This is a genomic window from Pseudocitrobacter sp. 73, assembly GCF_008369545.1.
GTDB classification, from domain to species: domain Bacteria; phylum Pseudomonadota; class Gammaproteobacteria; order Enterobacterales; family Enterobacteriaceae; genus Pseudocitrobacter; species Pseudocitrobacter vendiensis.
Genome location: NZ_VTZO01000038.1, coordinates 16,662 through 38,365, shown reverse-complemented (window position 1 = coordinate 38,365; position 21,704 = coordinate 16,662). Strand labels below are relative to the sequence as shown.

Annotated in this window: 20 protein-coding genes; 5 read left to right on the top strand and 15 right to left on the bottom strand. The window is 52.9% G+C overall.

Annotation, left to right across the window (positions count from 1 at the left end):
• Positions 1 to 19 precede the first annotated feature (19 nt).
• The 8 genes from F0Q32_RS24455 to F0Q32_RS24420 form a co-directional block, all read right to left on the bottom strand.
• On the bottom strand, positions 20 to 598 hold the full coding sequence (locus F0Q32_RS24455; protein WP_149465027.1) for a hypothetical protein: 579 nt from the start codon (positions 596 to 598) through the stop codon (positions 20 to 22).
• 20 nt (positions 599 to 618) lie between these two features.
• The gene (locus tag F0Q32_RS24450) at positions 619 to 1,485 is read right to left on the bottom strand and encodes a hypothetical protein (RefSeq protein WP_149465026.1); all 867 of its coding nucleotides are present in this window, start codon (positions 1,483 to 1,485) and stop codon (positions 619 to 621) included.
• A 12-nt stretch (positions 1,486 to 1,497) separates the two neighbouring features.
• Positions 1,498 to 1,971, bottom strand: a complete 474-nt coding sequence (locus F0Q32_RS24445; protein ID WP_149465025.1) for a fimbrial protein — start codon at positions 1,969 to 1,971, stop codon at positions 1,498 to 1,500.
• Complete coding sequence (locus F0Q32_RS24440) at positions 1,964 to 2,548, bottom strand: fimbrial protein (protein WP_149465024.1); 585 nt, start codon at positions 2,546 to 2,548, stop codon at positions 1,964 to 1,966. The genes F0Q32_RS24445 and F0Q32_RS24440 overlap by 8 nt, the downstream gene beginning before the upstream one ends.
• A gap of 18 nt (positions 2,549 to 2,566) precedes the next feature.
• On the bottom strand, positions 2,567 to 3,322 hold the full coding sequence (locus tag F0Q32_RS24435) for a fimbria/pilus periplasmic chaperone (RefSeq protein ID WP_149465023.1): 756 nt from the start codon (positions 3,320 to 3,322) through the stop codon (positions 2,567 to 2,569).
• 31 nt (positions 3,323 to 3,353) lie between these two features.
• Positions 3,354 to 5,843: an outer membrane usher protein gene (locus tag F0Q32_RS24430; protein WP_149465022.1), complete on the bottom strand. Its 2,490-nt coding sequence runs from the start codon at positions 5,841 to 5,843 to the stop codon at positions 3,354 to 3,356.
• Between the two features lies 1 nt (position 5,844).
• A complete protein-coding gene (locus F0Q32_RS24425) occupies positions 5,845 to 6,399 on the bottom strand; it encodes a fimbrial protein (protein ID WP_149465021.1) in 555 nt (184 codons plus the stop codon).
• 72 nt (positions 6,400 to 6,471) lie between these two features.
• Positions 6,472 to 6,987: a fimbrial protein gene (locus tag F0Q32_RS24420; RefSeq protein WP_149465020.1), complete on the bottom strand. Its 516-nt coding sequence runs from the start codon at positions 6,985 to 6,987 to the stop codon at positions 6,472 to 6,474.
• Between the two features lie 1,193 nt (positions 6,988 to 8,180).
• Between F0Q32_RS24420 and F0Q32_RS24415 the strand changes: the two genes are divergently transcribed.
• The 4 genes from F0Q32_RS24415 (at position 8,181) to F0Q32_RS24400 (ending at position 13,196) form a co-directional block, all read left to right on the top strand.
• Complete coding sequence (locus F0Q32_RS24415) at positions 8,181 to 8,828, top strand: fimbrial protein (protein ID WP_149465019.1); 648 nt, start codon at positions 8,181 to 8,183, stop codon at positions 8,826 to 8,828.
• Between the two features lie 102 nt (positions 8,829 to 8,930).
• The gene (locus F0Q32_RS24410) at positions 8,931 to 9,635 is read left to right on the top strand and encodes a molecular chaperone (protein WP_149465018.1); all 705 of its coding nucleotides are present in this window, start codon (positions 8,931 to 8,933) and stop codon (positions 9,633 to 9,635) included.
• Positions 9,636 to 9,702: 67 nt separating this feature from the next.
• On the top strand, positions 9,703 to 12,219 hold the full coding sequence (locus F0Q32_RS24405) for a fimbria/pilus outer membrane usher protein (RefSeq protein WP_149465017.1): 2,517 nt from the start codon (positions 9,703 to 9,705) through the stop codon (positions 12,217 to 12,219).
• Positions 12,216 to 13,196, top strand: coding sequence for a fimbrial protein (locus tag F0Q32_RS24400; RefSeq protein WP_149465016.1), 981 nt, complete (start codon positions 12,216 to 12,218; stop codon positions 13,194 to 13,196). The genes F0Q32_RS24405 and F0Q32_RS24400 overlap by 4 nt, the downstream gene beginning before the upstream one ends.
• Before the next feature lies 1 nt (position 13,197).
• Here the strand turns inward: F0Q32_RS24400 and nikR are convergent, their stop codons facing one another.
• The 7 genes from nikR to gss form a co-directional block, all read right to left on the bottom strand.
• Positions 13,198 to 13,596: a nickel-responsive transcriptional regulator NikR gene (gene nikR, locus F0Q32_RS24395; protein ID WP_149465015.1), complete on the bottom strand. Its 399-nt coding sequence runs from the start codon at positions 13,594 to 13,596 to the stop codon at positions 13,198 to 13,200.
• Between the two features lie 4 nt (positions 13,597 to 13,600).
• A complete protein-coding gene (gene nikE / locus F0Q32_RS24390) occupies positions 13,601 to 14,407 on the bottom strand; it encodes a nickel import ATP-binding protein NikE (RefSeq protein ID WP_149465014.1) in 807 nt (268 codons plus the stop codon).
• Positions 14,404 to 15,168: a nickel import ATP-binding protein NikD gene (gene nikD, locus F0Q32_RS24385; RefSeq protein WP_149465013.1), complete on the bottom strand. Its 765-nt coding sequence runs from the start codon at positions 15,166 to 15,168 to the stop codon at positions 14,404 to 14,406. Before nikD ends, nikE begins: the two co-directional genes overlap by 4 nt.
• Positions 15,168 to 16,001, bottom strand: coding sequence for a nickel ABC transporter permease subunit NikC (gene nikC / locus F0Q32_RS24380; RefSeq protein WP_001008971.1), 834 nt, complete (start codon positions 15,999 to 16,001; stop codon positions 15,168 to 15,170). The genes nikD and nikC overlap by 1 nt, the downstream gene beginning before the upstream one ends.
• A complete protein-coding gene (gene nikB, locus F0Q32_RS24375) occupies positions 15,998 to 16,942 on the bottom strand; it encodes a nickel ABC transporter permease subunit NikB (RefSeq protein WP_149465012.1) in 945 nt (314 codons plus the stop codon). Before nikB ends, nikC begins: the two co-directional genes overlap by 4 nt.
• Positions 16,942 to 18,516 (bottom strand): nickel ABC transporter substrate-binding protein, encoded by a 1,575-nt coding sequence (gene nikA / locus F0Q32_RS24370; protein ID WP_149465036.1) that lies wholly within the window; start codon positions 18,514 to 18,516, stop codon positions 16,942 to 16,944. The genes nikB and nikA overlap by 1 nt, the downstream gene beginning before the upstream one ends.
• 177 nt (positions 18,517 to 18,693) lie before the next feature.
• Positions 18,694 to 20,547, bottom strand: coding sequence for a bifunctional glutathionylspermidine amidase/synthase (gene gss, locus F0Q32_RS24365; RefSeq protein WP_149465011.1), 1,854 nt, complete (start codon positions 20,545 to 20,547; stop codon positions 18,694 to 18,696).
• A 279-nt stretch (positions 20,548 to 20,826) separates the two neighbouring features.
• Between gss and yghU the strand changes: the two genes are divergently transcribed.
• Positions 20,827 to 21,693 (top strand): glutathione-dependent disulfide-bond oxidoreductase, encoded by an 867-nt coding sequence (gene yghU / locus F0Q32_RS24360; protein ID WP_149465010.1) that lies wholly within the window; start codon positions 20,827 to 20,829, stop codon positions 21,691 to 21,693.
• Positions 21,694 to 21,704 lie beyond the last annotated feature (11 nt).

Here is a 21,704-nt window from a genome sequence, read left to right as displayed (position 1 = left end):
ACATCAAATCCTTTTGAAATTAATTCAACAAACCATTATGGATAATAAAAATGCACGCCTGGTTGTAACTTTCGAATCCCAGGTCACGGTAGAAACGCTCACGGTGAAAATAGACCCGTTTAACAGGCATTCTGAACTGCTTTGCGATCAGCGCCAGGCTCTCCCCGGCCTGAATCAATCGCATTAACTCAAGATCGATACCCCTGATAAATCGCTTTTGCCAGGCGATGTTCTTTATCTCGGAGAAATTGCCGCCATGCAGGCACGCAGCGATAACGTCCTGACATACACTGATGCCACCACGCATATCGATCTTCTTGTATTTTTCATATCCTTTTCTGAAATAGATAGCACCTTTCATCTCCAGAACAATAAGCTCAACCTTTACTTTTTTATCAAGCAGAAGTGCGCGAACTTTTTCAACGAAATTAAATGGCATGCGATTATCCACTAACAGATAACACTCATCCCCTTGCCAGAAGGCATCCATATCTAACCCGTCAATACAATCAACGCTCATATGTTGTAAATTGGGGATAAGTTCTTCTAATGCATGATACAGAAAACGATCATGGCTAATTAAAATTTTGCTATTCATGATTAAATTTGAGTAATTTCCTACTCGACAGTAATCAACATAATTGTTGATCCTGAGAATTCTCCTGCTTCAGGTGTGCCATTGGTACGCAGACGAGACTTAACGCTGACCTCTGTCTGGCTGTTTACATCAAGAGTGAAACCGGTCGTCCCCAGTACATTGTCATTAAGATAGAGCTCAGAATAGAGGCTGCCATCGGCGCGCAAATCCACTTCATTTGCGGAGTAGATGTAGAGTTTTAAGGTCTGCGCGGTCGTGCAGCTAATGCTGACATTTTCGCTGACTTCATGACCTTCAAGTTCACGGCGAGAAAGCGTGCCGTGATCGAGCGTCAGGACATCCTGATCAAAATCGCAGGAACCGCTGGGTGCCGGGGCAACGCCGCAGATACTACCTTCCATCAATGGGTAGCCCTGAAATGTATTATCGTTTATTTCAGAGGTATTACTTCCCAGGTTTTTCCCCGCAGCGTAAAAAATCCCGACACACTCTTCTGTCGCAACAGTATTTCCACTGTGTCGCGTTGATGATGAATAAGGTAGCGAAAATACCGCTTTGAACTCTTTCGCCAAATCACCCATTGTCTCTGCCGTTAGCAGGAACGGATAAGCACCGGCTCCCCAGGAACGATTTGTACGAGGGCCTGATGTCCCAGCGGCATTATGTCGGTGGCCAATGAAAATGGTGCAGGCGCTCAACCCATAACAGGGGTTGGGTGATGTATCATTTTCATCCCAATCAGCAATAGTAAACGTATAGTCATAACAATAAGTCGCTGTTGAAGTACACGTGCTCAATGTATCAATCCAGCTCCAAATCGACGCCGAAGAGACATGACTAAAAGAAAGCCCACCCAGCAAAATCACAGCATAAATCAGTCGTTTCATGGGGTTCTTCCTTTACTGGTATTGAATTTTTAGCGTGGCGGATGCGGAGAAGACGCCCGTTTCCACCTCACTACCGTCAATTTTTACCGGGGCCGCCTGTAATATCGGGATCTCCGGCCAGGTAAAAGGCGTCCAGGTATTCAGCGGCATCGCCTCGCCGTTCATGTAGATTTTGATCCCCAGCCCTTCCCGGTCCGTTGCCAGATAATCGTCGCTAAAGGAGGTGGCGGTGCCTTCAAACTGCATTTCGAGATCGTTCGAGACGAGCTCTTCACACGACAGGGTGTAATCAATACTTTTCATAAAGTTTTCCCCGTTTATCTCGCGCGATTGCAGGTTGCTGCCGAAGTCGACGTTAATCGTCTCGCCGTTATTAATTTCACAGACGCCATCCACCAGCACACCGGTCACATTCACCGTCAACGCCGCCTGAGCGGATGGCATCAACAACGCTGCCGCCAGCAGAGCCAAAAAGTATCTAGTCATAGTTAAGCCTGAAGTGAATAAGCGCATGCCAGGCTCCCGCCACGAGCGGCGAGGCCGTGCGTTCCGGCGCGATATAGTAGAAAAGCTGATTGTCGCCGGGTTCCAGCAATAACGGCTGGCCCTCACCGCCTAAACGAATGTCACGGTGATAACGGTCCGTCATCCGTAATGCCATACCTTGCGTCCCATTAACCCGAATCAGACTGGGATTCATCGGTTCTGAGGGCGCAACAAACGTCACGGTGACGGAAGGCTGATCGCGGCTCCAGAGCAGGTTGCCGCTCCACGCATCGCGCTGCGAACTCGGCGATGGCAGGCAATCTTCCAGTCGTATTTCAACGCGGACAGGCGAACCTTGATCCCCCGGCTTTTTCAGCGACGCGGTCGGTAATGTCCCCATATCAACCTCCTGCCAGGTCGAGGCCATCGCCAGGCGACAAGTGCTCTCAGTGAGCGCACCGTGTACATGCAGCAGCCCATATTCGCCATCAACCAGCTGCGGCTCCTGCGCATGAACCAGGCCCGCGGCCATCATCCATGCCAGAAAGCCACTGACGGTGAAGATTGCAGTTTTCATCCAGCCTCCTCTTTCCGCTTACTTTTTCTTTTCCTGAGGCACCGCTTTGCACGCGCCGCCGTTGCAGCTAAAGACCAGCTTTGCCCTGCCGCCGAAATCATTCACATAGGTCAGAACCGGCGCACCGCCCAGTTCCGATGCCGACGGCGCCAGATCAATCTGCCCTTTCGGTTCGACCATCACCGGCTTAAAGCCCGCCGCCGCTTTCCCCGTTAACGTCGAAGACGCATTAACCAGCGAAATGTAATAAGGGGTTGGGTTATTGACGCGATACTTATCGCCAGCGCGCGTCAGCGTCACCTGCTCCTGGAACGGTGTCGCATAGTCCGCGCGTTTTACTTCAATGGCTTCCGGGCGGTAAAACAGTTTGATCCGCGTCTGTAAAGCCAGTTGAAGCGTGTTCGGCTTGCTGCTCTTCGGTGGGATCTCGCGCAGGTTGAAATAGAACAGCGATTCGCGATCCTGCGGCAATCGATGGACAGACGCCGTCGACTGCACTTTCAGCTGGCTCTGCTCGCCGGGCTCAATACGTTGTACGGGGGGCAACAGCACCAGCGGATCGGTGATCTTTTTACCCTGAGGATCCTCAATCCATCCCTGCGCCAGATAAGGCAAGGTTTTGTTCTCGTTAGTAATACGCAGGCTGACCGATTTGGCCGCACCGTCAAAAATAACGCGGGTACGATCCAGGGAGACCGCCGCCGTTGCGCTTTGCGTCAGGCCAGCCAGTATCAGCGCCGTGATGGCGATTGCAGAAGATCGAACAATAGTCATTTCAGTAAACTCGTCTCTTAGTCAGGCCGATTCATTCCGGCGCACAGGTTAAAAGCAGGTTATCCAGCACCTGCGGCAGAACAGGCGGCATCTGCACGACGCAGCGGGTTTTGCCATCCCATTTCACACTCATTTTTCCGTTCGGGCTGATGCCGCTCAGCCAGACGCTACCTTCATCATTGACCACCCCGGTCTCCTGATTTTTGTCATTCACCACGGACGCGCCAAACGGCGGGAAACTGCCATCCGCTTTGCGAATAAAGGCCATCGCTTTTCCACCGGCAATCACATCGAACTGGCGATAGCCAATCGCGCCCTCGGTCAGCGTGGCCTGAGACACAGAGCGCGTCACATCGGCGTTTTCCGCAAGCTTATCGACATCAATACGGATCGGATTTCGGTAGTAGCTGTTCACATCGGCAATCACCGCTTTACCAAACCGGTTGGTTTTCACCGACGCGCCAAACCCTTTCACCGGTACGTCGCTGACGCCGGAGGTGTCCACCAGCACGCGACTGCCGCCACGGGCGTTGGAACGGTGCGCGGCGGCCCCTTCCGTTGTCGCTGTCAGGCCGCCGGTTACCGTCATACCCAGCCCGCTGTAGCTGCCGGACTGATAGCTGGCATTGGCCTGAACCTGTGCGCTATCGCCCTGCCAGGTGTAATAGCCATAAGCCGTCGGGCCACTGCGCGATAAACCGCTGCTGACCTGGTAGCTGTTATGCTCATCAAGGCGACCGTAGTAGCTCACGCGGTGGGTGTTATCGGTGCGGTTAACCGTCGCGCCGTAGCTGATGGACGCACCATCGCCAAATGGCATTGACAGGGAGATATAAGCGCCATCATCTTTCTGCGAGTAGTATTCGCTGCGATAGACGGACAGAGAGACGCTCATGTTTTTGATTGGGCCAATATCGACATAGCGTGACAGCGACAAACTCAGGCGATCGTTATCGGCGCTGTTCCAGTAAGTCTGGTGGCTGTAGTTGAGGTAGGCCGTTAACCCCACATCGCGAAAACGCTGATTAAAGGAGACGGTGTATTTCTCTTTGGGGCTATGCGTCACGCCGCTGCCATAGCGGGCATCGAGATACTCCGACATGCTCATAAAGTCGCGCTCAGAGAAGCGGTACCCGGCGAAGGTGACCTGGCTGTCGTAGTCATCAAACGTTTTCGAGTAGCTGACGCGGTATGAGGTTCCGGTCATCACACCATCGGAAGGCAGTGAAGCACGTGATTGCGTGACATCCGCCGCGATCGCCCCCAGCAGATAGAGATCGCGACCGATCCCCATCGACAGCGCATTATAGTCGCCGCCAATGATAGAACCGCCATAGAGCGTCCAGCCGTTGGCAATCCCCCACGAGGCTTCACCCGACGAGAAGAGCGGCCCCTGCATGCTGTGTTCCCACTCAGAGGGTTTCCCCATCGCCAGCTTATAGCGCACCGCGCCCGGACGCGTCAGATAAGGAACGGAAGCCGTGCTGACCTGGAAAACCTGTACGCTGCCGTCGAGTTCTTCGACGCGCACATCCAGCGTACCGGAGACGGCATCATTGAGCTCCTGAATACGAAATGGCCCGGCGGCAACCTGCGTTTCATACAGCACGCGGCCCTGCTGGCTGATAACCACCTTCCCGCCCGAGCGCGACACGCCGGTCACTTCCGGCGCATAACCGCGCAGGCTAGGCGGCAGCATGCTCAGGTCAGAGTTCAGACTGACACCGCTGAAGCGGAAGGTGTCAAAAATATCGGAGCTGAGGTAATCCTCGCCCATGGTGAGTTTTGCTTTCAGCGATGGAATGGCACGATAGAGGTAATAACGGCTAAAGGTAAAATCTTTATCCGTGTAGCCGCTACGGCGATTCCAGTTCATCTGCCAGTCGGCGCGCGCGCGCCACGGCCCGAGGTTGGCGCCAAAAACGCCGGTTCCGCTCAGGTTCTGACTATCGGCGCTATTATTTGAGTGCTGGGTCTGGAAATTGAGATTGTAGTCGGCAATTAGCCCGGCGATCCCGTCATCCCAGCGCGAAGGCGGATCCCAGTTTGGCGCGGTAAATTCGATATACGCCTGTGGAATAGAGAGATAGAGCGTGTCCTTAGAGAGATCGACGCGGATTTCCATCCCGTGCAAACTGCCCGTATCCAGGCACTGCCCTTCACGTAACCAGCGCAGTTCACTCAGCGTGCTGCTTTTAAGGTTAAGGCGCGAAACCTGATCGGGCGTCAGGCAAATCAGACTATTTTTCCCGTCGTCCCCGTCGGCATACACCACAATCGGCTCTTCACGCAGAATGTCCTTATTCACCATAATCGTGAAGGTGTATTCCCCTGGCATCACGTAGCCACGACGTGAAAAGTGGCTCAGATCGATATTGTTTTTATCCTGAGTATCCAGCACGTCAGTATTAAACTGAATCTCCTCTTCCGCCCAGACAGAAACCGGGATCATCAGTATAAATATGGCGGCACTGAGCGCTGAACGCTTAAAAGGCATTTTTTTAATAAAAGGTGTCTTCATCTCAGTAATAATCCATTCTGAACCGAATTAGGGTCTGATAACTGCCGGACTTTAACGGCTGTCCATTACTGACCAGACGTAGGGTGTAATTCAGATCCATTATTCCGGGTGTAACTTCCCTGGCCGGAAGCGCAATTCCCGGCTCGGCGAAATGACCTTCACTATCGTGAATAGCAAGTTCAATGCCTTCAGCATCGCCGCTAATTGAGAAACGATCGTTTCCGGACATAGGGTCGAACGTAATCTGGTAATACTCAGACTCATATTGGGTTTGCCCTGGTGCAGGCAAAAGAAGGCAATTAATCAGACGAACCGTAAATTTTCGTGTCGGCCCATACCCTTTGACGGCAATTTCAGAGACCGGCGTTTCGCCCATATCAATAGTTTGATCGCGGCTATCGAGATCAATCGCACAAGGGGTATATAACACCTCTCCGCGAATAAATACGGTACCCTCACCCTGGTTCGCCGCCATCGCCGTGGAACAAAAACCGGATAAGAGAAAAAGGAGCGCTTTTGTCGCTGGCTGTAGTGACTGTGTATTTAAATAAATCATTGCGCTCCCTTTTCTCATATTCAGCTGAAACTCATTTCAGGTGGCCCGTTAAGGCCACCTGTTGGTTACGAATTACTCGTAAGCCAGAGTCCAGTTGGTCACACCGGTGAAATCACCTTCGGTCGGCGCTTCGCCACCGATGATGTAAGCGGAGTAAGAAAGGGTGTTATCACCGTTGGTGATGGTCTGGCCGGTCGTTGCTTCACCCAGAGTGATGGTGTTGCTGTCACCATCGGTCATCACGATACCGACATCCGTTGCATTACCGGTTACGCCCAGTACCGCGCCGTCAACGCTGGATGAAGCGCCGCTGAAGGTGGTGGTAACGGTGTTAGCCGTATCAACAGAGCAGTTTTCCAGATGGATGTAGAAAGGAACCGGCGTAGAGGTGCCGCCGTTGGCAACCGCAGAGCTGGAAACCTGACCCAGGCTGATAGTCTGATCTTCATCACCCGCAGCGATGGAGCACGGCGCATCAATAACGGAACCGGTGAAGGTGACTACGCCGCTACCCTGATCTGCCTGAGCACCGAATACCATCACGCCAGAAGCCAGAACGAAAGCAGAAACAATTTTATTAAGTTTCATAAATAACAATCCTTTTAATTGATCGACACACGAATAAAAGCATTAATAAATCGTTCAGAATCTTTCACTCAAACAATTCAACAGCAAGATTCACTCTCCCTGATAAAGTTAAAAGGCTCCCTGCCAATAGATAAACATATCAGCCTTAACCCATATGAAAGATTCGCAAACCACAATTGATTAGCGATTTACTAATACAGAAACATCATCGATTCGGGTTCACATTAATATCGACAGCCCCGTCTCGCTGACGTAATAAATTATCGATTAATCTCCCAAAAAAGAAAGGTCAAAAAACACGCAGATTTAAAATGAAATAACAACTCTAAAAATAGAAGTATTATTAGAGTTAAAAACCAAAATATCGCCATGGTTATGTTTATATACTTAACAAATGCAGTTAATTAGATTTTTATACTTACAATCAATGAAAATACAGCATCTAACACTTACCAAATCCACATTTTTTTGCCACAAAAAGTACTCAATGTCGTCCATTCCTCCTGCGTATGCACATGGCAGTAGAATGCAAATGACATTTTTTTTGAATGGAACTTAACATTGAGAGTATTTAGCTTAAGAGGAATAGAACGCAGAGCAGCATTTAACTTAACATCATATAAACATCATTAACTAATGTTCATAACGCGATATCTAATCACTTGCCATGAAATATAACAACGGAAAGAGGATGTGAATATTCTGAAAAAGTGCGGATAAGTTACCTGCTGATACCCCTACTCATTCGGTTCCCTTGCATCGATTGTTTATCACTTTTAAGAAAAAGCACTCGGGTTGATAAAGAGATACCTCGTTCTTAAAATGCCAATGTGAAAAATTCACCGGGCGACGCCTGTAGTGCTATTTGTCATGCAAATTAAACTTCAGGGATAAAGGAGATGTAGCGCACATTACATACCGTAATAGAATATCATCACCGTGGGCTTCACTCACTAAAATCGCCGCCAGTTCAGTAGCGTCATACTATTTTGTCACAAAAACCGACGGAAAATACGAAAAAGTCATTAGATGCAATACCGCTTCGGTTGCCCACTATTAGCGGGCAGCATTCATCGCAGGAGAGATTAAATAATCCTGGTGGGTTATTTAATCACTGAAGAGAGAACGCTGTGCACGTCTTTGTCATTGTAATTCGAATGTCCTACTAAACAACACAGTAACAGGATACGCACATGAAAAAGATATATCTGGGTTTGATGGTTACCGCGGCTTTAATGGGTGGCAGTGTGGCAGCATATGCAGAAGATGCATCTGTAGAATCATTTAATTCACAAGGGCACGGCGGTGATAACGATCATGGCGGTTACCCTGGCGGCGGTGGCAGTTATGTTACCGGCGGGCAAGTATTCTTTGACGGTGATGTTTATACCGGCTCCTGTAAAGTAAAAATTGTCGGCGGCAAAAATGACGGAAACACTATTTTCCTGAATTCCGTGCGTACAACTGCCCTTTCCGTTAAAAATGCGCTGGTTAACCGCACTGACTTCAGTATTAACCTGAAAGACTGTGGTGATCCGGATGGCAAACACGGTACCTTTACTCGTAAAGTGAAATGGACCGACTCTTCCGGTCTGGTATACGGTACAAGCTTCCTGAAAAATACCGACAACAGCGGTGCAACTAACGTTGCCTTTGCGCTCACTAACCCTGGTAGCTCTTCTGTTATCAAACCGGGTAACGACAACGGTAAGGTTCGTGATACCAACGACGGCACCTGGGATATTTATAAATACCAGGTTAGCTACGTGAACCCAACCAACAGCAGCGCGACTGCCGGGCATGTTGCAGCGAATGCAACATACGAAATTTCTTACGATTAATCGCAATAAAAAAGTGGCGGTACGCCGCCACTTTTTTCCTTCACTCACCTAACCCCACACAAATAATGACAACAATATGACATAGAAAAGATGAGGGTGTTTATGAAGCTTGTCGCGGCGCTCAGTGGATTATTGTTAACGTTTCCAGTTCTGGCAGACAGTATTATCGTAAACGGAACGCGTTTTATCTATAAAGGAAATGAAAAAGAGATCACTGTTCAACTCTCAAATAGTGCGGAACGGCCTTCCCTTGCTCAGGTCTGGCTGGATAACGGTGATGCGACCGTTACGCCAGATAAAATCACGACGCCATTTATTATTAACCCACCGATTTCACGTATTGATGGCCACAGCGGGCAAGTTATACGCATTAAACTCAATGCGGGTAATAGTTTGCCGCAAAACAAAGAATCCCTGTGGTGGATAAATGTGCTGGATATCCCTGGTGCCTCTAAAGCAGATAAAGCGCCGGAAGGTATTGGTGTATTCAAGATGGCGGTTCGTTCACGGTTTAAGTTGATATATCGCCCCGAACCACTTTCAGGCAGAGCCTCTGCTATTGCAAAACTCAAATTACAGCCCGCAGGAACAGCGCTGACATTGACGAATCCTACGCCGTTTTACATTACGGTCGCCACGATTAGTCAGGGCCGCGGCGAGCCAATAAATACAGAAGCCGTCATGATTGCTCCGGAATCTTCGCAAACGATTAATTTGCGCCAGGCCGTGCGTACGGGTGAAGAATTAACCCTCGAAGAGATCAATGACTATGGCGCGCTGGCAAAAAGTAAAACCCGGGCAGGTTAACGTCGTTACGGGATAAAAATGGCACCGGCAATGGTCGGCGTGTTCTCTTTTTTCAGGGCGGAACCTCATGGAGCATTGGCGAGTCACACCCTGGCAGGTTGGCAGTCTGGTGACCCTTTTTTGCCTGGGCCCCGGTATTTGCCATGCTGAGCAGGCAAACGCAGAAGACAGTGGAACAGACTACGAATTCGACAACAACTTCATTGTCGGCAGCCAACAGCAAGCCAGTATGAAACGGTTTGATGCCCTGGCATTCAAACCTGGCACCTATTCCGTTGACGTTTATACCAACGAAAGCTGGAAAGGACGCTATGACGTTGACGTTAAACGTTCTGCCGATGGCAAACCGCAGATCTGTTATACGGCGGAAATGCTACAGAACTTTGGCCTCTCACCCGAGAGGCTGGATTCAACAAAAACCGACGACGAGAAATTCTGTGGAACATTATCTCAGTGGAACAGCGAGCCCACGCTGAAGGATACCTTTAGCGCCTCCACGATGCGTCTGGATTTCAGTGTTCCACAGCGACTGATGGATGGCAGTAGTAACGGCTATATTCCGCCGCAATTCTGGGATGAAGGAATTACCGCGCTCAACCTGGGCTACATGGCCAACTACTACAACATCATGAAATCCGACAGTAATGATAAAGGCGCAAGCGCGTATCTGGGCGTGAACGCTGGCTTTTCCTCAAACGGCTGGTTATTACGCCATTCCGGTAACTATACCTGGGATGAGAACAGCGGCGAGAACAAATGGAATAGCAACCAAACCTACTTACAGCGTCCAATTGCGGCAATGAAATCAATCCTGACGATGGGGCAATTTAGCACCAACGGCACGTTTTTCGACGCCATCAGCCTGCTCGGTCTTGACCTGCATACCGACGATCTCATGTACCCTGACAGCATGCGTAGCTATGCGCCCGTCGTGAACGGCGTAGCGCAGACAAACGCCCTGGTTACCGTCCGTCAGGATGGCAACATTATCTATCAGACCACCGTCACCCCCGGCCCTTTCAGCCTGACGGATGTCTATCCTTCAGGCACCGGTAACGATCTTATTGTGACCTTGCAGGAAGCCGATGGGCGGACGTCGACCTGGTCTATTCCTTATGATTCAGTGGTGCAGTTATTACACCCCGATATGAGCCTGTACGGCATTGCGGCCGGTCAGGTTGATGAAGAGGGGCTGAAAGATAAGCCGACCATCGGCCAGGGTAGCTTTCAGTATGGTTTGAACAACACTTTCACGCTCTATTCAGCCCTCACGGGATTCAACGATTATCAGGCCGGACAGGTTGGCGTGGGGATTAATACCGGCTATGGCGCGCTGGGGCTGGATGTAACCCAGGCGAAAACGAAGCTGCCCAGCGCCACAACATCGGGTCAGGAATACCGCGCAACCTTTAGCCGCATGTTTGGTGCCTCACAAACCAGCATGAACATTCAGGGATGGGTGAATAACTCCGACAATTATTACTCTCTGCGTAATGCAATCTATGCCCGCGATGACGAAATGCGCGGCACAACCAGCACCAATATCCGACAAAAAAGCGGTGTCAGTTTTTCCATCAACCAGCAATTGCCGGAAACCTGGGGAATGCTCTACCTGAATGGTTCCATCACGCGATACTGGCACTATTCCGGCAAAGAAGAGCAGTACTCACTGGGATACAGCAACAGTTGGGGGCGTCTGAGTTGGTCATTGACGTTCCAGCGGAGTTATTCCAATGAGAACGACACCGATGACGATAACGGGACAACCTCTTCAAGACGTAAAAAAGAGGATTTAGTCTTTCTGAGCTTCAGCTATCCCCTTTTCCAGGGCGAAGATAGCTCTGCCACGCTTTCATCGAACACCCAATTCAAAGACTCGTCTTTCGATCGCAGCCAGTTAGGTGTCAATGGTTCAGTCGGTCAGGACCACGCGCTGACATGGGGCGTCAACGCGAACACAGACAAAGAGGGTAACTACACGACAGGCGTTAACGGCGGATACATCTCCCCCTGGTCGGCGTTGTCGGGCAGTTATACCTATGGTCGCAGCTATCAGCAGGCCGCCGCCTCTGCGGAAGGTTCGGTGCTAGTGCACTCCGGCGGCGTGACGCTTACGCCGGAAACAGGTACGACGCTCGCCCTGGTTGAAGCGAAAGACGCCAAAGGCGCCGCCATTATGGGCGCACCAACCTGGTTTGATAATCAAGGCTATGCCGTACTTTCATCACTGCAACCTTATCGCGTAAACAACATTGAAATCGACCCCAAAGGGGCGAACGAAGATGTCCAGTTCTCCAGTACTGAAGCCCGAACGGTGCCGTATGAAGGCAGCGTGGTGAAGGTGGTATTCAATACACGGCGCGAAAAAACGCGTGTATTTGTTGCCCACCAGCGCAACGGCACGCCGCTCCCATTCGGCTCTGAAATCACCGATGGACGGGGTAAATCCCTCGGCTTTGTCGGTCAGGGCAGCACGCTTTACATCACCGGAGAAAATGTGAAAAACGCCTGGGTTCGCTGGGATGGTGGGCAGTGTCAGGTGACACTGCCGATGAGTGGCTCACAACAGCTGAGGTGCTTATGAAACTTTGCACAAAATGGTGGTTAGCCGCCACGCTGCTCACCAGCGGCGTAGCCAATGCCGGTTGTATTCTGGGTTCGGACGCTGTCCCTTCCCCACTGTTTATGGATATCGGGCGTATCATGGTTCAGCCGCAAACACCGCCCGGAACGGTGATTGCCAGCCGCAGCTGGCCTTTACGCGACAATCGTTTGCAGCTCCAATGCAGCGGCTCGCAGAGTCTGGAAACGAAAGTTATCGCGAATGGCAGCCGCGAAACTGGTAATCAGATCTGGTCAACCAACATTCCCGGTATTGGCCTGCGATTTACGCTTCAGCGTCAGGCTCAGCAGGTTGGCTATCCAGGAAAAATTGACGTTGGAGGAGGAGGTAAAAGCGATGTCTCGCTTAACGACCTCACCTTCAAGCTGGACGTGATTAAGACAGCAAACCTTGTGGGTAGCGGCGCGGTCGCCGCCGGGCAATATACGACCTTTGGTAGCGGTAGTCAGTCGTTGCTGAATACCTGGCTGCGCGAAAACTCGCTGATTATCGTCTCGCCCTCCTGTCGTATCACCAATAATGCCAACTTCCGCGTGAATCTCGGATCCATTCCCCTTGCTGCCCTGAAAGGGAAAGGGACAGGGGCCGGGGGGCGCAATTTTTCGATTCGTATGCAGTGCGCGGGGAATGTTAGCGTCGCCGGTACGCGGCTGAATATGACCTTTGACGGAAACACGCCAGACGGTATTTCACCTGCGCTGGGCGTGATTCGTAATGAGAGCCGCAGCAGAACAGCAGCCGAAGGTATCGGCGTGCAGATCATGGACGAGAACCGTCGACCGGTGCCGTTCCGGCAGGCAAATCACGTTGCGACCCTGAATAGCGCCGTCTCGCAGTTTATTGACCTGCGCTATTTTGCCCGATTCTATCAATATCAGCCCAAAGCGCAGGCGGGCGATGTCACCGGGCATATGGTCTTTAATGTGAGCTACGACTAACTCACTCTTCCGGCAAGCACTGTAAATGTCCGTGTCGAACGCCGCGCTGGGCGATAACGTCATCGGCAAAATGCTGCACGTCGCCCATGTCACCTTTCAGCACGGCGATTTCCAGACAGTCGTCGTGGTTGATGTGCACATGCAGCGTAGCAACGGAGAGATCGTGGTGATGGTGCTGGGTGGAGACAATTCGGCTGGCTAAGTCGCGTTTTTCATGTTCATACACATAGGAGAGGACCGCAAAGCCCTGAGTACCGTGCTCCTGCGTCGTTTCCTGCGCCAGCGCATCTCGCAGAATATCGCGAATCGCCTCTGAGCGGTTGTTATAGCCACGACGCTGGCTCAGGCTGTCCAGCGTCTCCAGTAAATCGTCATCAAGCGTGATAGTGACTCGTTGCATTGACTTAAACCTTTTCTGCGGCGCGACGGCGCACGGGGAATGCGGGTAATACCGCGTTTTGAAGCACGCGTCCGGCGTCAGAGGAAAAGGCTAATCTCTCCCCCACGGTCTGTGTTTCAACAATGTACCCATTATCCATTACCATCACCCGCTGGCAAAAGCGTTCCACCAGGCGTAAGTCATGAGTGATGAACAGGCAGGCAGTGCCAAACTGCTGTTGCAGTTTTTTCAGCAGGCGAATGACACCCGCCTGTAACACAAGATCAAGGTTGGAAACTGCCTCATCCAGAATCAGTAGTTTCGGTTCGACCGCCAGCGCACGTGCCAGGCAGACGCGCTGGAGCTGACCGCCGCTTAACTGCGGTGGGCGCTTGTCGAGCACGCTATCGTCAAGATCGACCGCCTTCAGCATTTCGCTGGCGCGCGCCAGTTGTTCCGATTTTTTCAGCGCCAGCAGGTGGCGCATCGGTTCACGCAGGATCTCGCGCACGGTTTTGCGCGGATTCACGGCGCTGATGGAGTCCTGAAACACCATCTGAATATCGCGACGGAACGCTCTACGTTGCGCGCGATTAAGTTTCGCCAGCGGTTCGCCGCGCCAGCTAATATTCCCCTGTGAGGGCGATTCTAAACCTACCAATAGCCGCGCGAGGGTGCTTTTTCCGCAGCCGCTGCGTCCCAGCAGGGCGACGGTTTCACCGCTTTTCAGGGTCAGCGAAACGTTATTGAGCACTGCCTGATGCTGGTGCTTACCGCTGAATCCACCGTGTGCGTACTGGTGTGAAAGGTCGGAGACGTTAAGTAAAGTCATGATGCCAGCTCCATACCATAAAGGGCGAGGTGAGCAGAAACCAGGCTGCGCGTTACCGCATGTTGGGGGACATTAAACAGCGTTTCGACATCGCCCTGCTCAACAATCTTACCGTCAGACATGACCGCCACATCGTCTGCCAGACGCGCTACCACGCCCATATCATGGGTGACCAGCAGCATTCCCGGCGCTTGTTTTTGCATAATGCTTTCCAGCAGATCGAGGATGCGCGCCTGTGCTACCACGTCGAGATCGGTGGTCGGTTCATCGGCGATGATAAACGGTGATTCACATAGCACTGCCATCGCAATCATCATGCGCTGCAACATGCCGCCGCTCATCTCGAACGGGTACAGCTTCAGCACGCGTGCGGCGTTTTCCAGCCCTACCGCTTCTATAGCGGCGATAAGCGTGGCGTCATCGGCGGGTTTCCCCAGTGCCTGGCAAGTTTCCCGCGCGTGCGTGTGCATGGTGTGCAGCGGATTAAAGGCACTGCGCGGGTTCTGCATGATAGTGGCAATTTTGATACCGCGCAGGGCGCAGGGAGAAACCGGTTTGCCATCGGCCAAAATTTCCCCCGCCGTCTGGCGAACGCCTGCGGGCAAAATGCCCAGCGTCGCGGCGCAGGTCAGTGATTTCCCGCTGCCGCTACCGCCGACTAACGCCAGTACGCGCCCGCGTTGCAGGGTTAACGATACGCCGTGCACCAGCGGCTGCGCGGCCTGTAGCGCGATATTACGTAGTTCAATCTGTTGCGGCATTAGTGTGCGTGCTCCGTCACCAGATGAGGGTCCAGATGATCGCGCAGTGCGTCACCCACCAGGTTAAAGGCCATCACGCTGATAAACAGCGCCAGTCCCGGCCAGAACATTTGCAGCGGCTGGGTCCAGATATACTGACGTGCATCGTTAATCATCACGCCCCATTCGGCGGTCGGGGCGGTCACACCGAGACCGAGGAAGGACATCCCCGCGACGTGTAGCATCATATGGCCGATATCCAGCGTCGCCAGCACTAGCAGTGAAGGGATCACCGCGCCCGCCAGATGATCGATAAACACCCGCACATGGCCCGCGCCAGAAAGCCGTGATGCCAGCACAAACTCGCGCTGGCGCAGTGAAATCACCAGACTGCGGACCATGCGCGCGTACCACGCCCAGTGCGACAGGGCGATGGCGATAATCACATTGGTCAACCCGGTGCCGAGCACGCCGACCATAAAGAACGACAGAATCGACGTCGGGAAGGTCATAAACATATCCGCCACGCGCATGGTGGCCTGATCAACGCGCCCGCCAATCAGCCCGGCGCTGCCGCCAATAATCAGCCCTAACGCCAGCACCAACAGCAGGCAGGCCATTACCGAGCCAAGCGACACACGGGTCGCCGCCATCAGCCGTGAGAAAATATCGCGTCCTAAGTGATCGGTGCCCAGCCAGTGCTGTGCATCCGGAGAAAGCAGACGCGACGGCAAATCAATGACCTGGGGATCGTATGGCAGCCACCACTGGCTGGTGAGCGCAATCAGTGCCAGCAGGGCGATAATGATGAGCGCCAGGCGTACCGACCAGCGGGAAGAGAGGAAAAAGTTCACGCGTGCGCTCCTTCATGACGACGAATGCGCGGGTCCAGCGCGGCGTTGAGCAAATCGACAATCAAATTACAGACCACAAAAACCACCACCATCATCAGCGTAAAGCACTGGATCACCGGATAGTCACGGTTGAAAATCGCCGACACCGCATAGCGCCCGACACCCGGCCAGGCAAAGATGTTTTCGATAATCATCGTCCCGCCAATCAGTTCGCCAATGTGCATCCCCACGGCGGTGATCATCGGCAGCGAGGCATTGCGCAGGATATGGCGGCGTTCGGTCTGTTTGTCGTTCAGGCCGCGCAGTCGCGCCCAGGTCACATGACGCTGACCCGCGACGTCCAGCATACTGGCGCGCAGCAGACGCGCGTTAATCGCCAGCGACATAAAAGCGATGGAAACCGCAGGCAGAATGATGTGCTGCCAGCCGCCGTAACCCATCGCGGGCAGCCATTGCAGATAGACCGAGAAGAACATCACCAGCAAAAACGCCAGCCAGAAGTTAGGCATCGACACGCCAAGAAACGCGATAAAACGCACGGCGAAATCCGGCAGGCGATCGCGATGGCGCGCCGCCCAGATGCCGAGCGGTACGGAAGTGAGCAGAATTAACACCAGCGCCGCGCCCGCCAGTTCCAGCGTGGCGGGCAGGAAGGTCAGCATATCGTCCAGTACCGGGCGCTGCGTGGCAAACGAGATGCCAAAATCAAGATGCAGCGCTTTCCACAACCAGGTTCCGTACTGGACGTACAGCGGCTGATCCAGCCCCAGCATGGTGCGGGTAGAAGCCAGCATTTCTGGCGTCGGCGGCAGGTTAGACAGACGCAGATAATCAAGCGCCGGGTCGCCGGTGCCGAGGCGTAACATCAGAAAAATGATCACCGAGGCGGAAAGCACCATCGGGATCAACAGCAGCACGCGGCGTAATACGTAGCGCAACATCAGGGTTTCACCGGGGTAATCTGTTCAAAAGGAATATCGCTGGCGATGGGCGCGTAGGGAATTTTGCCCAGTTCAGGTTTCGCCACCACCATCATCGACACGTAGCTAATTGGCAGATACACCGCGTCGCTATGCAGGCGCGTCAAAATATCACGGTAAAGCGACTGGCGTTTTGTTTCGTCCGTGGTTTCCAGTACTTCGCCAATCTCTTTATCAATCAGCGGTTTGTCAGCTAATCCTTGTTGCGCCTGAAAATCAGCGTGAGATGGCACGCGCATCGAACTTAAAAACGCATGCGGATCGTAAGGCGCGCCCCAGGTACGGTTGAAGATCATGCCAAAGCGACCATCGCGCTGGCGGGCGTAAATACTGCTCTCTTCTTCGCCGATCAGGGCAACATCAACACCAATCTGGCGCATATCGGCCTGGATTATCTCCGCCATCGATTTGCTTAATGCATCAGTGCCGATGAACGACAATTCAATACGTAGCGGCTGACCGTTTTTCTCGCGGATATCTTTGCCTGCGGGCAGCGTCCAGCCAGCTTTTTCCAGCAACGCTTTCGCCTGCTGCGGATCGTACTGCCGCGGTTTCAGGTTGAGGTCGGCATAAGGTACGGTCGGCGCAAACAGCGTATCCGCCACCTGTTGCGTGCCGTAAAGAACGTTGTCGATCAGGGATTTTTTATTCACCGCGTGATTGAGCGCTTCGCGCACCGCCAGTTCATTGGTCGGGGCTTTAGCGGAGTTGAGGGCCAGCATCACCGTTTCAATCGGCTGTGAAAGCTGGGTACGGTACGCCGGGTTATGGCTGAAACGCTCAAAGGTATCAAGCGGCAATAACCCTTCATTGCCATACAGCAGGTCAATATCGCCGGTTTCAAACGCTACCGCGCGGGTGGTCGGGTCCGGAATCACTTTAATAGTTATCTTGTTAATCGCCGGTTTTTCGCCCCAATACTTTTCGTTGCGGACGAAGACATCATACTGATTCAGTTTCGATTCTTTCAGCACCCATGGACCCGTGCCGATAGGCGCTTTGATGCCGCGCATCGTCTCATTATCTTTAAACTGTGAGGGGGCGATAAAACGGAAAGGTCGGGGTAACGCCAGTTCCTGCAGGAAGGGGTAATAGGCACTTTTCAGGGTAATTTGCAGCTCAGTTTTATTCAGCGCTTTTACATCGACGATTTGATTCACCAGCTCCAGCCAGGCATGGCGCTGGCGGTTATCGAGCACCACGCGGAAGTTTTCTGCCGCGGCTTGCGCATCAAACGGTTCGCCGTTGGAGAAGGTCACGTCATCGCGCAGGGTGAAGGTCCAGGTTTTACCATCATCCGAATGCGTCCAGCTTTTTGCAAGCCAGGGTTTCACCGATCCATCGGCCCGATACTTCACCAGCGGCTCGTAAACCATACTCTGGGCGAACATCTGATTCGGTGTATAAAGATGCGGATTAAGCGGCCCGACGTTAACCGGCCAGGCGGTAGTGATTTCATCTGGCGCAGCGGCGTGTGCGAAAAACGAGGCACAGGTCAGCAGCGCAATGAGCGTGCGACGAAGAATGGACAAAATAGTGACCTTCAGTGAAAAGGAGTACAACTAAGTGAGTATGATGATTTTAAGGATTCATCATACGTTTGGGATGTGCTGGATCAATTTATGCGCCGAATTGCCCGAAGGGTTCAATATTGTGTCGTGATGTTCGCAGGTAAAAAAAACGGAGCCCGTTGCAGGCTCCGTCCTGGCTGTTTAACGCTCAATCACCACCAGCGGTTCGATATCGCTCTCTTTCTTAATCACCAGCGACGTATCACCACGCAGGCAGGTCCCGCCGTAGTTACCGCCGACGGTAAAGGTGCAAACCTGGATATATTTCCCGGCAACGTTTGGCAGACACCACAACTGCTGGTAGATATTTTTGCGGTCGACAAACTTACCGCTGGTTTGATCAAGAAGCTGATCGTGCCCGCTCACCAGGTCAATGTTGCTGCCGCAGCGCCCGGAGATCGGTTTCACCGCATAGCCGGTTTTCGCCAGCGCATCGGTCACTTCAAAATCGGTGTCGAGCAGATACGGATGATTCGGGAAAAGCGACCACAGCACCGGCAGAATCGCTTTGTTGCCCGGAATCACCGTCCACAGCGGTTCGAAGACCATCACTTCCGGGCGCAACAGCACGTCAATCAAACGCACCTCTCCCGCCGGGCTGCCAGTGCGGATCGGCACGGCGGCGTACTCGGCATCGCTGACTTCGCGCACCTGCTCAATGGCGGTTTCCCATGCCCAGGTTTTCCATACGCAGTTTACCAGTCGCCCTTCATCATCCACCAGCTGACCGGCGGCATCCCAGTGAACCTCTTCCAGGCCGTGGAGAATTTTGCACTCGAACCCGGCCTGGGTAATGGCACGCTGCATAAATTGCGCGTGGTAATCTTCTTCCAGATCTTTATCCTGCATGATGTGAACAAATGGACGCGCCGAGCTGTGTTTCCACGCGCCAATCAGTTCGCTGAGCAGTTCATCTGAAGGGTTATGGCCTTTGCCCTCAAAGCCGGTTTTCAGCCACTGTTCGAGGATTAACCCACCTTCCGTATGGCAGGATGCGGAATCGGCGTTGTATTCGTACACCTTCAGACCACGCTCATCCATGCAGAAATCCATGCGCCCGGTGATCATGTCGTGGCGGCGACGCTGCCAGGAGAGACGCAGACGTGGCCAGAGGATTTTCGGAATATCAAACAGCGCCAGCAGGTTATCGTCACGCATCACTTTATCGGTGGCGTGCAGGTACATCAGGTGCATTTCGTTAGTGGCTTTTATCAGTTCCTGCTCAGCACTTTCCGTCATGGTGAAGTACTGATACGGGTCCTGGTTAATCACATGACCGTTTGCCGCGACGTATGCTTTCTGTAATGAATCCTGTTCATTGAGCCATTTACCGTCGAACTGGCCGCGATTTTCCAGCCGCGCGCCCTGCAGATTCAGCGCTTTGCTGGCAATCGTTGGTTGCGCAAGGCTATGTTCGGTATCGGCGGTTTGAATCATCCAGCCAAGAATGGTGGTGTCGTCAAACGTATCGTGAAGGATGTAATGGCCATCTTTCACTTCCAGCGTCAGCTCGCGCGTCCACTGCTGGCCCGCAGGTAGCGGCGAATGGATAACGTTCTGTTCTGCAATACGCACTTTATTGCCGACCAGTTGGGTGATGACCGCGACGTGGCCGGTTTCATGGAATTCACCGCCCTTCTGCCAGATGAGCAGAGAGCCCGCTTTCGGCGCGCGACGGGAACCGTTGGCAAACGCCTGCAACGGCAGAATGTCATCATTCACTACCTGGCGCAAAAAGCGCAGAGAGAAGATTTCATAGGCCATGCCGACGTCGGTGAAAACAAAACCGTAGGTAAGGAACAGGAAGCGGCGCGCGAATTCAACGCATTGCCACTTATAGCCCATGTACTCGTTATCGATATAGCTACGGAACGAGACATCATCCGCCCGCTCTTCGGGCTTCAGGCTGCTGTAATTTGAAGAATAGATGGCGACGCCACCCGGTGCATATCCCAACAACGTGCCAAACGGCGCGTCACTACTCGTACAACTCATGTGTCTTCCTCAGAGCATGCAGGCGGCGAGTAATAGCGGGTGTGGTCGTCCCTGCACGTTGTTATTTATCCAACAGGTGTCCGTTAATCATACACCTGTTGTGCGCGCTGTCACACTGTGCGGTCTGATGCCCTCACCCTAACACTCTCCCACAGGGAGAGGGGACCGAACTGTGCGGTTTTTCTCCCTCTCCCTCAGGGAGAGGGCCGGGGTGAGGGTGATCATTTCCCTCATCAACTGCTACACTGCCTCAACACATCATCAAAAAGGCAGGCCAACATGTCAGACAACACCTATCAGCCTCCCAAAGTTTGGGAGTGGAAACAGAATAACGGCGGCGCGTTCGCCAATATCAATCGTCCGGTTTCCGGCGCAACGCATGAAAAAGAGCTGCCGGTTGGGCATCACCCGCTTCAGCTCTATTCGCTGGGAACACCGAACGGCCAGAAAGTCACCATCATGCTCGAAGAGTTGCTGGCGCTTGGCGTGACGGGCGCGGAGTATGACGCGTGGCTTATCCGCATTGGCGAGGGCGATCAGTTCTCCAGCGGTTTTGTTGACGTGAACCCGAACTCGAAAATCCCGGCCCTGCGCGACCACTCCACCACCCCGCCGACTCGCGTATTTGAGTCCGGCAATATCCTGCTGTATCTGGCGGAAAAATTTGGTCACTTCCTGCCTAAAGATCCGGCTGGCCGCGTAGAAACCCTGAACTGGCTATTCTGGCTGCAAGGCTCCGCGCCATTCCTCGGCGGCGGTTTTGGTCACTTCTATAACTATGCGCCGGTGAAAATTGAGTACGCGATCGACCGTTTCACCATGGAAGCAAAACGTCTGCTGGATGTGCTGGATAAACAGCTGGCGCGCGGGCGCTATGTCGCAGGTGAAGAGTACACCATCGCCGATATGGCGGTCTGGCCGTGGTTTGGCAACGTGGTGCTGGGTCAGGTGTATGGCGCGGACGAGTTCCTCGATGCGAAGAGTTACAAAAACGTGCAGCGCTGGGCGCGAGATATCGCCAGCCGCCCGGCGGTACAACGCGGACGCATTGTTAACCGTACCAATGGCCCGTTGAATGAACAACTGCATGAGCGTCATGCCGCCAGCGATTTCGACACCCAAACGGAAGATAAACGTCAGGGTTAAACGACGGAAAC

What these genes read in the sequence shown, in the direction of transcription:
- F0Q32_RS24455 (WP_149465027.1), bottom strand. Translation starts at nt 598, where the DNA reads ATGAATAGCAAAATTTTAATTAGCCATGATCGTTTTCTGTATCATGCA.
- F0Q32_RS24450 (WP_149465026.1), bottom strand. Translation starts at nt 1,485, where the DNA reads ATGAAACGACTGATTTATGCTGTGATTTTGCTGGGTGGGCTTTCTTTT.
- F0Q32_RS24445 (WP_149465025.1), bottom strand. Translation starts at nt 1,971, where the DNA reads ATGACTAGATACTTTTTGGCTCTGCTGGCGGCAGCGTTGTTGATGCCA.
- F0Q32_RS24440 (WP_149465024.1), bottom strand. Translation starts at nt 2,548, where the DNA reads ATGAAAACTGCAATCTTCACCGTCAGTGGCTTTCTGGCATGGATGATG.
- F0Q32_RS24435 (WP_149465023.1), bottom strand. Translation starts at nt 3,322, where the DNA reads ATGACTATTGTTCGATCTTCTGCAATCGCCATCACGGCGCTGATACTG.
- F0Q32_RS24430 (WP_149465022.1), bottom strand. Translation starts at nt 5,843, where the DNA reads ATGAAGACACCTTTTATTAAAAAAATGCCTTTTAAGCGTTCAGCGCTC.
- F0Q32_RS24425 (WP_149465021.1), bottom strand. Translation starts at nt 6,399, where the DNA reads ATGATTTATTTAAATACACAGTCACTACAGCCAGCGACAAAAGCGCTC.
- F0Q32_RS24420 (WP_149465020.1), bottom strand. Translation starts at nt 6,987, where the DNA reads ATGAAACTTAATAAAATTGTTTCTGCTTTCGTTCTGGCTTCTGGCGTG.
- F0Q32_RS24415 (WP_149465019.1), top strand. Translation starts at nt 8,181, where the DNA reads ATGAAAAAGATATATCTGGGTTTGATGGTTACCGCGGCTTTAATGGGT.
- F0Q32_RS24410 (WP_149465018.1), top strand. Translation starts at nt 8,931, where the DNA reads ATGAAGCTTGTCGCGGCGCTCAGTGGATTATTGTTAACGTTTCCAGTT.
- F0Q32_RS24405 (WP_149465017.1), top strand. Translation starts at nt 9,703, where the DNA reads ATGGAGCATTGGCGAGTCACACCCTGGCAGGTTGGCAGTCTGGTGACC.
- F0Q32_RS24400 (WP_149465016.1), top strand. Translation starts at nt 12,216, where the DNA reads ATGAAACTTTGCACAAAATGGTGGTTAGCCGCCACGCTGCTCACCAGC.
- nikR (WP_149465015.1), bottom strand. Translation starts at nt 13,596, where the DNA reads ATGCAACGAGTCACTATCACGCTTGATGACGATTTACTGGAGACGCTG.
- nikE (WP_149465014.1), bottom strand. Translation starts at nt 14,407, where the DNA reads ATGACTTTACTTAACGTCTCCGACCTTTCACACCAGTACGCACACGGT.
- nikD (WP_149465013.1), bottom strand. Translation starts at nt 15,168, where the DNA reads ATGCCGCAACAGATTGAACTACGTAATATCGCGCTACAGGCCGCGCAG.
- nikB (WP_149465012.1), bottom strand. Translation starts at nt 16,942, where the DNA reads ATGTTGCGCTACGTATTACGCCGCGTGCTGCTGTTGATCCCGATGGTG.
- gss (WP_149465011.1), bottom strand. Translation starts at nt 20,547, where the DNA reads ATGAGTTGTACGAGTAGTGACGCGCCGTTTGGCACGTTGTTGGGATAT.
- yghU (WP_149465010.1), top strand. Translation starts at nt 20,827, where the DNA reads ATGTCAGACAACACCTATCAGCCTCCCAAAGTTTGGGAGTGGAAACAG.